Source organism: Tyzzerella sp. An114, assembly GCF_002161055.1.
GTDB lineage: Bacteria > Bacillota > Clostridia > Lachnospirales > Anaerotignaceae > Fimicola > Fimicola cottocaccae.
In genome coordinates this window covers 1-11,430 of the sequence record NZ_NFLT01000030.1, presented here as the reverse complement: position 1 = coordinate 11,430, position 11,430 = coordinate 1, and the positions used below count along the sequence as shown (strand labels likewise).

Sequence of the window (11,430 nt, the reverse complement as noted above, 5' to 3'; positions counted from 1 at the left end):
GATTTTATGAAATAGGATGCTAATATTATTTTTAATTTTATGAAAAATTTGAATATAAATAATTTATATATTGAGTAATAATTTTAATATTTAAACTTTAAAAAGAACCTTTAATATATTTAAAGGTTCTTTTTTGAGAGTAAAATTTATTACTATTATTTACATTCTATTCTAATTGATTGTATTTCATCTAGATTTGATATTTCTGTATCTAAATAGAAATAATAATCAATGTGACCATTTCCCCCACCAACAATATTATTATCTGTAAAATATTCTTTAATTTTATTATAAAAAATATCATTATAGTTAAATATAATCATATTACCTAAATGAGAAAAGCCTTCAAACAAACCTATATCTTCCATATTTATATTGGAAGGTGAAAAATAACTGTTATCATAATAAATAATATTATTATTTTGATATACAATAACTTTATTATGATATAATTTATACATAAATTTTTCACCTCTTGCTTTTCTACCACAAGAAAGTATTTCATTCATTATAAATTTTGATGTATTATCTGAAAGAAATATTTCTGTTTCACTTTTAAAATTTGAGTCTTCAAAAGGTATTGTTGCCATAGGATTATAATGTAATATTGAATTTTTTCCAATATTTATTTTTGTGTGTCTTTTTGCATATCCTTCATTCATTCTATGTATTTTTTCATAAGACTGAGAACATATTTCAACAACAGTATTTTCCTCTGTTTCAATGTTTATATTCTGACTATCACCTTCCATAATTCCTGCGGAAGCACTTAAAATCATAATTTTTATACCTTTTGTCCCATATAAAAATGGTTTCATGATTTTGAAAGGAGCTGTAAAAAAGCTATCTTTAATGTATGTATTACCATTCTTTTCACCACAAATAATATTCAATTCAGATATTTTACCGAATTTATTATCCATATTACATGCCCTCAAACATAACGTTTTTTTCTATCCAAGAAACAACACTGTCAATTCCGTCTAAATCTCTTATATTTGTAAATACAAAAGGACGATTTCCTCTCATTTTTAATGAATCTCGTTCCATAACTTCAAGACTTGCCCCTACATATGGAGCAAGGTCAATTTTGTTTATTACAAGAAGGTCAGACCTTGTAATTCCCGGACCACCTTTTCTTGGTATTTTGTCACCTTCAGAAACGTCTATTACAAATATAGTTGCGTCTGCCAACTCTGGACTAAATGTAGCTGAAAGATTATCTCCACCACTTTCTATAAAAACTATTTCTATATCTGGAAATTTCTCGACCAAATTATCAATAGCCTCTAAATTCATTGAGGCATCTTCTCTTATAGCAGTATGAGGACAACCTCCTGTCTCAACTCCAACTATTCTTTCAACAGGTAAAACACTGTTTTTACTCAAAAATTCTGCATCTTCCTTTGTATAAATATCGTTTGTAACAACACCTATACTATATTTCTTTGAAAGTATTCTTGTAAGTGCTTCTATAAGTGCAGTTTTTCCAGAACCAACAGGTCCTGCAACTCCTATTTTTACATAATTCATATAAAATTCCTCCTACGACATATAAAGTCTTGAATATAGACATTCATGTTCCATACATCTAATATCAAATCCAACTGTTGAAAGCATAAATAATTCTTCTTCTACATTTATAAGGTTATTTTTTATATCCTCAAATTTTTTAATTATATTTGAAAGCATTATTTGTCCATCTGTTTGGCTTAATGGTATTGTTTTTACACAATTTATAACCATTCCAGAGACTTGAGCATATAAAAAATTTTCAATAGCCTCCATAAAATCTATTTCCATAGAACAACAATAAATACCATATACAATAGAATATGAAGATATTCTTCCAACTTTTGAATATTCAGAAAAAAGATTATTTTCACTTTTATAATTAAGTTTTTTTAATGTTTTTAAAAATCGTGATGCCATTTTTTTATTACCTTCACGCACCTCATAGGGAACTTTTCCAGCCTCCATAAGTTCTTCAATATGTAATATTTTTGACAAATCATCTCTATATTTATATACAAGTTTTATAGCCATTAAATCAGTATATAAAATTCCATATTTTAATTTATTAATTATATATTTAAAGGCTGTGTCCTTATCATTTACAATGCCTTTTTGTATATAAGTCTCTAAACCATTTGAATGGGCATAGGCTCCAACAGGAAAAGAAGCATCATTTATTTGTAAAAGTATAAATTTTTTCATAAAATCACACTCCATATTTAATGAGTATGATTATTTATTGTAGCTGATATACTTTTTTCAAAGTCTGGACACATATGTTTCTTTGTACATTTTACACCATGAAGTTTTTCAAGCATTTCAAACAGTGGTGCTGTATATGGTGTTATAAATTCATTTTCGTTTTCACCATAAAAAAGACTTGCATGTCTATTTCCTATTTCATAACATACTTTTGCTATCATGTGTTTATGGTTATCATCTACCTTTATGTATATAACATCAAAATCAGGAATATTTACTGCTATAACTCTATTTTCATCTGCATAAATTACATCATTTTTTTTGATACCCTTTTTAAGTATGTCATTATCTAATTTTATGCCTACTTCTTCACCATTTTCTAATGTTTTTAAATGTATTTTCTTAAATGTTTCATGCCATTCTATATCTACATATTGAACATTAAGACCTTCAAATTTTTTATCGGATAATTTCCCAATTATATTTTCACAAACCATTTGTATTCCTCCAATTATTAAAAAAGATTATAAAGCTGTGTAAGAGGTAATTTTTCAGCATATTTTGACTCTATTTTTTTACCATCAACACAAACTTCATATGTTTCTGAATTAACTGTAATATCTGGTGTACTATCATTGAATTTCATATCTTTTTTTGAAATATTTCTACAATTTTTTACAGGCAAAACAATTTTGTTTAAACCATATTTATTTTTTATTCCCTTTTCAAAAGCTACATTTGAAACAAATGTAATACTTGATTTATACTTTGCACTTCCATCAGCACCAAACATATTTTTATAAATAACAGGCTGTGTTGTAGGTATAGAAGCATTGGCATCTCCCATTTTTGAGGCTGTTATGATTCCGCCTTTTATTACAATTTCTGGTTTCACTCCAAAAAATGCTGGGTCCCAAAGTACAATATCAGCAAATTTACCTTCTTCAATAGAACCTACATACTCAGATATACCATGAGTTATAGCTGGATTTATTGTATATTTTGAAATATATCTTTTTGCTCTAAAATTGTCGTTTCTCTCGCTGTCTTCTTCCAAATATCCTCTTTCTTCTTTCATTTTATGGGCTGTCTGCCAAGTTCTTGTTATTACCTCTCCAACTCGTCCCATAGCTTGTGAATCAGAACTCATCATGCTAAATACTCCCATATCATGAAGAACATCTTCCGCTGCAATAGTTTCTGGTCTTATTCTTGAGTCTGCAAAAGCAACATCTTCCGGTATTTTACTGTCAAGATGATGACATACCATAAGCATATCTAAATGTTCATCTATTGTATTTTTTGTATATGGCATAGTTGGGTTTGTTGAAGAAGGTAAAACATTCAAAAATGAAGCAGCTTTTATTATATCAGGTGCGTGACCGCCTCCTGCTCCTTCAGTATGATATGTATGAATAACTCTACCCTTTAAAGCAGCTATTGTATCTTCAACAAATCCACCTTCATTTAATGTGTCTGTATGTATTGCAGTCTGTACATCATACATGTCAGAAACATTAAGACAATGGTCAATTACTGCTGGTGTAGACCCCCAGTCCTCATGTATTTTTAATCCCATTGCACCTGCTTCAACTTGTTCAATAAGTGATTTCTCATCAGAACAATTTCCTTTTCCAAGAAATCCTATATTAATAGGGTATTCTTCGGCAGCTCTAAGCATCATCTCAATATTCCAAGGTCCTGGTGTACAAGTTGTTGCATTTGTTCCATCAGCTGGCCCTGTTCCTCCACCTATCATTGTTGTAACTCCAGAATATAAAGCACACTCTATTTGTTGTGGACATATAAAATGTATGTGAGTGTCAATACCACCGGCTGTTACAATAAGTCCTTCTCCTGCTATGGCTTCTGTTGACGCACCTACAATCATATTAGGATTAATATTATCCATTACATCAGGATTTCCAGCTTTACCAATTCCTTTTATAAATCCATCTTTAATTCCTATATCAGCTTTATATATACCTGTATAATCAAGAATGAGTGCATTTGTTATTACTAAATCAAGTGCACCTTCTTCGCTAGATGTTTTTACACATTGACCCATACCATCACGTATAGTTTTTCCACCACCAAATTTTATTTCTTCGCCGTATGTAGTGTAATCTTTTTCTACTTCTATAATTATATTTGTATCTCCAAGTCTAACTCTGTCTCCTGTTGTTGGTCCATACATCATTGAATATTTTTTTCTATCTATTTCTATACTCATAAATATATCACCTCTCAATAAAACCTTTTTCTTCTGCCTTTTTTAATGCTTTTTCTTTTGAAATATCCGAAATTTCACAACAAGTAATATCATTAAAACCATATACAACTTTATTTCCGCCAAACTCTACAAGCTGTACTGGTTTACTTTCTCCAGGTTCAAAACGTATTGATGTTCCTGAAGGTATATCTAATCTATAACCAAAAGCCTTTTCTCTATCAAAAACAAGAAATTTGTTTACCTCAAAAAAATGAAAATGAGAACCTACCTGAATAGGTCTGTCTCCCTTATTATCTACAATAAGTTTTATTGTATTTTTGTTTTCATTTAATACAATATTTTTATCTTCTGTAATTATTTCTCCTGGTATCATAAAATTCCTCCTTATTTTATAGGATTATGTACAGTTACAAGTTTTGTTCCATCTGGAAATGTAGCTTCAACTTGAACTTGATGTATCATTTCACAAACTCCATCCATGACATCTTCAGATGTAAGAAGTGTACATCCATATTGCATAAGTTCTACAACACTATATCCATCACGAGCACGCTCCATAAGCTCTGAACTTATATATGCAACTGCTTCAGGATAATTTAATTTAAGCCCTCTATCTTTTCTCTCTTTAGCAAGATTACCTGCCAAATGTAGCATAAGTTTTTCTTGTTCTTTTGGTGTTATATGCATTTATATTACCTCCTCTTTTTGTTTTAAAAACAAAAAAGGACAGGTATATAATACCTGTCCCCATTAACTAAGTTTAAAATCAAAAAATATTAAATTAAAAAATATCATTATATATGTACATATCATCTTTGATACTGAACTAATGTATTTTTCTATATTTTAACATTAAAAAAAACTTTGTCAATATATTTATTTTTAATCCATTATATCACCACTACTTATAACATAAGAACGAAGTACATCACTAACAAATATTTTACCATCTCCAATATTATTAGTCGAATTAACATCTATTATTGTTTTTACAACAATATCTAAATTCTCATCATCAATAACAATTATAAATTTTCTATATGACATAAAAGATGTTTTCATAATTCCGTTATTAGGAAGTTTAATTTCAGCAGGCATTTTTCCTCGTCCATTTACACTTCTTCCAGTGTAAAAAGGAAATCCTATTTTTTCTAAAGCCTTTTTTGTCTGTTCTACTTTAGAAGGTCTTATTATGGCTGTTACTTCTTTCATAATATATACCTCCTTTAAAGTCCTTTTTTACCTGAACTTATAGTATACGCATCACACACAGGCATAACAAATATTCTACCGTCTCCAATATTTCCATATTCACCTGTTCGTGCATTTTCCATTATTATATCTACAACTTCTTTTTCATCTTCATCATTAATAACAATAAGTATCATCATTTTAGGAAGCTCATCATATACAACAGAACCTATTTTTATACCCTTCTGTTTTCCTCTACCATATACATCCATTTCAGTTGCTGCTGAATACCCCTTATTCATAAGCTCATCTAAAACAATAGGTGCTTTTTCCGGTCTTATTATTGCTCTAATCATTAACATATATACAACCTCCTAAAGTGATAATAGTCCCTGAAGAGCTTTTTTATCTAAACTTTTAGTTTCGCCTTCCATAACAATTTTTCCCTTTTCCATTACATAACATTTATCAGATATTTCCATAACAAATTCTAAATACTGTTCAACTATGAAAACAGCCATTTTTTCTTTTAATTTTGTTATTATTCTTCCTATATCTTGTATTACAGAAGGCTGTATTCCCTCTGTTGGTTCATCTAATATAAGAACTTTCGGCTCAGATACAACAGCCCTTGCAATAGCTAACTGCTGTTGCTGTCCTCCTGAAAGGTCTCCACCTTTTCTATCTAAAAATTCTTTTAATATAGGAAATATTTCAAATATAAATTCTGGAATTGTATCAGATTTTCTATTAGCTTCCATTCCAAGTAATATATTTTCTCTTACTGTTAGCTGTGGGAATATTTCTCTGCCTTGAGGAACATAGCCTATACCCGCTTTAGCCCTTGAATATGTAGGTAATCCAGATATTTTCTTTTTATCAATATATATTTCTCCAGAAGGAGTATCAACAAGTCCCATAATACTTTTCATTGTAGTAGATTTGCCTACTCCATTTCTACCAACAAGACAGGTAACTTCACCTTTTTCAGCCTCCAAAGATACACCAAACAAAACTTTACTTCCATTATATGCAGCTGTGAGATTATCAATTTTTAACATTTTTATCACCGCCTCTTCCGAGATATACATCTATAACCTGTTGATTATTCTGTATATCATCAATACTTCCCTCACATAATATAGAACCCTCATGAAGAACTGTAACAGATGTAGAAACATCTTTAACAAATTTCATATCATGTTCTACAACGATTATTGAACAATCATTTTTAATTATTCTTAATAATTCTGCTGTTTTTTCAGTTTCACGACGTCCCATTCCAGCAACAGGTTCATCAAGAAGCATAACTTTTGGTTTTAAAACACATATCATGCTTATTTCCAACCACTGTTTTTGACCGTGAGATAATTTAGTAGGATATTCATTTTTCATGTCATAAAGTCCAACAAAATTTAAAGCATCATCTATTCTTTCTCTTTCATCTTTTGTTATATTGCCCTTTATTGAAGAAAATAAACCTTTGCTCCCTGCAACAGCAAGTTCCATATTTTCCTGTATAGTTATACCACTAAATACACTAGGTGCTTGAAATTTTCTTCCTATGCCTAATTCAACTATTTTATGTTCTTTTATCTTTGGTAAGCTATACTCTCTATTTCCGTCATTATATAATATATTACCTTCTGATAATTTGTTTTTACCACATATGGCATCTAGTAAAGTTGTCTTTCCTGCACCATTAGGCCCTATAAAAAATCGTATTTCATTTTTTCCTATTGATGTAGTAACATTCTTTACAGCTTTAAAATTTCCAAAAGTTATACTTGCATTTTTTATTTCTATAACCGGAGTATTTACAGAAATATTCATATTCCCACCCCTTTCAATTATGTTGTCTTTTTGCTAATACTTTCTTATTTTTCTCATTATCCATTTTCTTTTCTTTATATAAATTTATTTTGTTTATTATTCTTCTTGGAACATCTTTAAGAGATACAATACCTCCTGGAAGAAGTAATATTACGAATATAAACATAAAACCTATAAAATATGACCATAATTCTGGAAAATTCTCACTTATTATACTTTTTCCAAAATTAGTTACTAAAGCACCTATTATAGGTCCTATAAGTGTTCCTTTACCACCAATAGCAACCCATATAACCATTTCTATTGATGGTGATATATTTACATCATTAGGAGAGATAATTCCAACCTGTGGAACATATAATGCTCCTGCAATTCCTGCTAATACTGCTGAAAGACAATATACAAAAACTTTATATACTGCCGGATTATATCCCATAAAACGAGTTCTATTTTCTCCATCTCTTATTGCAACAAGAACTTTACCAACACGTTTTTTAACAAGAATACTACATATTACAAAAGCACCTATAAGAAATGCTAATGTTATATAATACATTGCACTTTTTACCGCTGGAAGATATACTGATTTTCCAAATATTGTTGAAAAGTTAGTAAGACCATTAGAACCACCTAAATATTTTTGCATACCTATAAGAAGTGTTGCCATTGCTGCTGCAAGAGCCTGTGAAAGTATTGAAAAATACACTCCTTTAATTCTATTAAGAAAAGTAAGATATCCTATTACTAATGCAAGTATTGTAGGAACTGCAATTACTAAAATCATACTAATTACAGGACTTTTAAATGGTTCCCAAAACAATGGAAGTTCAGTTAATCCACTCCATGTCATAAAATCCGGAAGACCTGTTCCTGATGACTCTAATTTTAAATACATCGCCATACAGTATGCACCAAGACCAAAATATACTCCATGACCAAGGCTTAATATTCCTGTATATCCCCATATCATGTCTATACCTATTGCCACCAAAGCGTAACACATATATTTACTAATCATATTTGTTCTAAATGATGACATATAAAAGGGAGCTGTTAAAAGAAATAGAAATATTAAAATGGCAACAATATTTCTACCTGATATTTTATTTCTTAAACTTTCCATAATTATTATACACCTCCATTTTAATCATCAAGGGAACGAGTACTTATTGTAAAAATTCCCTTTGGTTTTATCTGTAATAATATAATAACCACAATAAAAGTTATAACCTTTCCAAGTGAAGCTGATGTGAAAAATTCAAAGGAAGATGTTCCCATACCTATTATAAATGAGCCTGTTATAGCACCTACTATTCTACCTACTCCACCTACAACAACTGTCATAAAAGTATCAACAATATATGATGTTCCAATAGTTGGACCAATAGGACCTAAAAATGTTAATGCACAACCTGCTATGCCGGCAAATCCTGAACCTATTGCAAATGTTCCTGCATCTATAATATTTGTATTTACTCCAAGACTAGCTGCCATGGCTCTATTTTGCATTGTTGCACGAACATTTCTTCCTGCTCTTGTTTTATACATAATAAATGCTACTAATGCTACACAAATAAATGCCATAATTAATATAAATATTCTCTTGTATGAAAAAGAAAGTAATTGTGTTACTTTTAAATTATTATCTACAAATGATGGTGGTATAACACTAACATTTGAAGAACCAAAAATTGTTCTTGCAAGCTGTTGTAAAACAAGGCTTACACCCCAAGTGACAAGTAAACTGTCAAGAACTCTTCCATAAAGATGACGTATTATAAGTCTTTCTAATATAAGTCCAAAAATTCCAGCAATAACAAATGACATAATTATTGAAACAATAAAATATGTATCAAAAAACTTTTCTGGAACATTAGACTTAAATATATTTTGTATAACATATGTTGTATAGGCTCCTATCATTATAAATTCACCATGAGCCATATTTATAACTCCCATAAGACCAAATGTTATAGCAAGTCCCAATGCTGCAAGAAGAAGTATAGAACTTACACTCAATCCATTGAAAATTTGAGATATAAATAATTCCATATTATTCCACCTACCTTTTATATTTCATATTAAATACATATGCGTATATCAATAATCAGATATACGCATATACATTTTAAATATTTATATAATTATTGTCCTAAACCAGCCTCTGCTGCCCAAGAATATCCTGTAAGCCATGGGTCTGGTTTTATTCTTTCATCTGTACTCCAAAGCTCCTCTATCTGACCTTCTGCATTTGCTTTACCAATTCTTGCAACTTTGTAAAGATGATGTGTTTCAGGGTCTATTGTTACTAAACCTTCTGGAGCCATATATTCTATTTCACCTGACTCACAAGCCTCTATAACTTTATCAACATCAAATGAACCTGCTTTTTCACAAGCTGCTGCCCAAAGATATACTCCTATATATGCATCCTGTATTGGGTCACCTGTAACTCTGTCTTCTCCATATAATGCTTTATATTTTTCTGTAAATGTAGTACTTTCTGGTGTGTCTACTGTCTGGAAATAGTTCCAAGCAAAAAGATGACCTTCTGCATATTCTGCACCCATACCTTTTATATCTTCTTCATAACAACTAAATGACATAATTGGTATATCATTGGCTGTAAGTCCTGCATCTTTAAACTGTTTAAAGAAAGCTACATTTGAGTCACCATTAATTGTATTTATAATAGCATCTGGTTTTGTCTGCTGTATTTTTGTTAATACTGTACTCATGTCTGTATGACCAAGTGGTAAATATTCCTCTCCAACTATCTCTATGACTTTTTCCTCTGCAATAGCTTTAATAATTGTATTTGTTGTTCTTGGATATACATAATCAGAACCTAAAAGGAATAACTGGAGTTTTCCATCGTCTCCTTTATTATTTTCATAAAGATAATCTACTGCTGGTATAGCCTGCTGATTAGGAGGACAAGAAGTATACATTATATTATGTGATGATTCAAGTCCCTCATACTGTACCGGATACCATAAAAGTCCATTGTTGCCTTCAAACACTGGTAATACAGCTTTTCTGCTGGCTGATGTCCAACAACCAAAAACAGTTGCAACATTATCACTTGTAAGTAATTTTGTAGCCTTTTCAGCAAAAATTGCTGAGTCTGATGCACCATCTTCAAGGACATATTCTATCTGTTTTCCAAGTACTCCACCATTTTCATTTATTTCATCAATAGCCATTTCAACAGCATCTACTAAAGGCATTTCTGACATTGCCATTGTTCCTGTCATAGAATGTAATATACCTACCTTTACAGTATCAGAATTTGTTGATGATGAATTTCCTTCTGTTTCATTGCTATTTCCACCACAGGCAGCAAGAGATAATGTTATCGCCGCAGCAGTAAAAATACTGAATGCTTTTCTCATAAAACTTTTCATGTTAACCTCTCCTTTAATTATGTTTTATCTTTTGTAAAATAAAAAAACGTCTTAATTTCATTTTAATGAACTTAAGACGTCTTTGTCGCTTATATGTAATTTTTATAAAGCACATATTTATATTACCTCACAAAACCTAAAAAATAAACCTTACTAATCCGATTTTTCACTATACAAAACAGTTTTTTTTACATATTTAAAATACGTTTCCTATACTCAGTAGGTGTTTCTCCTGTATATTTTCTAAATATTTTTGTAAAATAATCTGTTGATGAATATCCTATTTTTTCACATATTTCATATATTTTTAGTCTTTCTTCTTTAATAATTTTTTTAGAATATCCTATTTTCATATGTTGTATATATTCATTTACTGTAATTTTTGTTTGAGATTTGAATATCTTTCCTATATAGTCTTTGGTTAACTCCAAATTTTCAGAAATTTTATCAAATATTTTATTACTTTCTATATTATCAAAAACACAATTACATATTTTATTTAGAATATTATCTTTATTATGTAAATTAAATTTCAATGATATATTATGA

At 29.9% G+C, this 11,430-nt stretch carries 15 protein-coding genes; all 15 read right to left on the bottom strand.

Annotated features, from left to right (window positions below; translation table 11 throughout):
- Positions 1–155: 155 nt before the first annotated feature.
- Positions 156–923 carry an urease accessory protein UreD gene (locus B5E58_RS12505; protein ID WP_088109989.1) on the bottom strand — a complete coding sequence of 256 codons (768 nt, stop codon included), beginning with the start codon at positions 921–923 and terminating at the stop codon, positions 156–158.
- A 1-nt stretch (position 924) separates the two neighbouring features.
- Positions 925–1,533 carry an urease accessory protein UreG gene (gene ureG / locus B5E58_RS12500; protein ID WP_088109988.1) on the bottom strand — a complete coding sequence of 203 codons (609 nt, stop codon included), beginning with the start codon at positions 1,531–1,533 and terminating at the stop codon, positions 925–927.
- Between the two features lie 12 nt (positions 1,534–1,545).
- Entirely contained in the window at positions 1,546–2,217 is a 672-nt protein-coding gene (locus B5E58_RS12495) for an urease accessory protein UreF (protein WP_088109987.1), read from the bottom strand.
- Positions 2,218–2,234: 17 nt separating this feature from the next.
- A complete protein-coding gene (locus tag B5E58_RS12490) occupies positions 2,235–2,714 on the bottom strand; it encodes an urease accessory protein UreE (RefSeq protein WP_088109986.1) in 480 nt (159 codons plus the stop codon).
- Positions 2,715–2,731: 17 nt separating this feature from the next.
- Complete coding sequence (gene ureB / locus B5E58_RS12485) at positions 2,732–4,450, bottom strand: urease subunit beta (protein ID WP_088109985.1); 1,719 nt, start codon at positions 4,448–4,450, stop codon at positions 2,732–2,734.
- A 7-nt stretch (positions 4,451–4,457) separates the two neighbouring features.
- Positions 4,458–4,823 carry an urease subunit beta gene (locus B5E58_RS12480; protein WP_088109984.1) on the bottom strand — a complete coding sequence of 122 codons (366 nt, stop codon included), beginning with the start codon at positions 4,821–4,823 and terminating at the stop codon, positions 4,458–4,460.
- Between the two features lie 11 nt (positions 4,824–4,834).
- On the bottom strand, positions 4,835–5,137 hold the full coding sequence (ureA, locus tag B5E58_RS12475) for an urease subunit gamma (RefSeq protein WP_088109983.1): 303 nt from the start codon (positions 5,135–5,137) through the stop codon (positions 4,835–4,837).
- Between the two features lie 195 nt (positions 5,138–5,332).
- On the bottom strand, positions 5,333–5,662 hold the full coding sequence (locus B5E58_RS12470; RefSeq protein WP_088109982.1) for a P-II family nitrogen regulator: 330 nt from the start codon (positions 5,660–5,662) through the stop codon (positions 5,333–5,335).
- A 14-nt stretch (positions 5,663–5,676) separates the two neighbouring features.
- The gene (locus B5E58_RS12465; RefSeq protein WP_088109981.1) at positions 5,677–6,003 is read right to left on the bottom strand and encodes a P-II family nitrogen regulator; all 327 of its coding nucleotides are present in this window, start codon (positions 6,001–6,003) and stop codon (positions 5,677–5,679) included.
- Positions 6,004–6,015: 12 nt separating this feature from the next.
- Entirely contained in the window at positions 6,016–6,702 is a 687-nt protein-coding gene (gene urtE, locus B5E58_RS12460; RefSeq protein ID WP_088109980.1) for an urea ABC transporter ATP-binding subunit UrtE, read from the bottom strand.
- Positions 6,689–7,474: an urea ABC transporter ATP-binding protein UrtD gene (gene urtD / locus B5E58_RS12455; protein ID WP_206608586.1), complete on the bottom strand. Its 786-nt coding sequence runs from the start codon at positions 7,472–7,474 to the stop codon at positions 6,689–6,691. Before urtD ends, urtE begins: the two co-directional genes overlap by 14 nt.
- A 13-nt stretch (positions 7,475–7,487) precedes the next feature.
- Positions 7,488–8,597: an urea ABC transporter permease subunit UrtC gene (urtC, locus tag B5E58_RS12450; RefSeq protein ID WP_088109979.1), complete on the bottom strand. Its 1,110-nt coding sequence runs from the start codon at positions 8,595–8,597 to the stop codon at positions 7,488–7,490.
- Between the two features lie 20 nt (positions 8,598–8,617).
- Positions 8,618–9,526 carry an urea ABC transporter permease subunit UrtB gene (urtB, locus tag B5E58_RS12445; protein ID WP_088109978.1) on the bottom strand — a complete coding sequence of 303 codons (909 nt, stop codon included), beginning with the start codon at positions 9,524–9,526 and terminating at the stop codon, positions 8,618–8,620.
- A 92-nt stretch (positions 9,527–9,618) separates the two neighbouring features.
- Positions 9,619–10,881 (bottom strand): urea ABC transporter substrate-binding protein, encoded by a 1,263-nt coding sequence (gene urtA, locus B5E58_RS12440; protein ID WP_088109977.1) that lies wholly within the window; start codon positions 10,879–10,881, stop codon positions 9,619–9,621.
- Positions 10,882–11,069: 188 nt separating this feature from the next.
- On the bottom strand, positions 11,070–11,430 hold a 361-nt coding region (locus B5E58_RS12435; RefSeq protein ID WP_143597271.1), incomplete at its 5' end, for a helix-turn-helix domain-containing protein.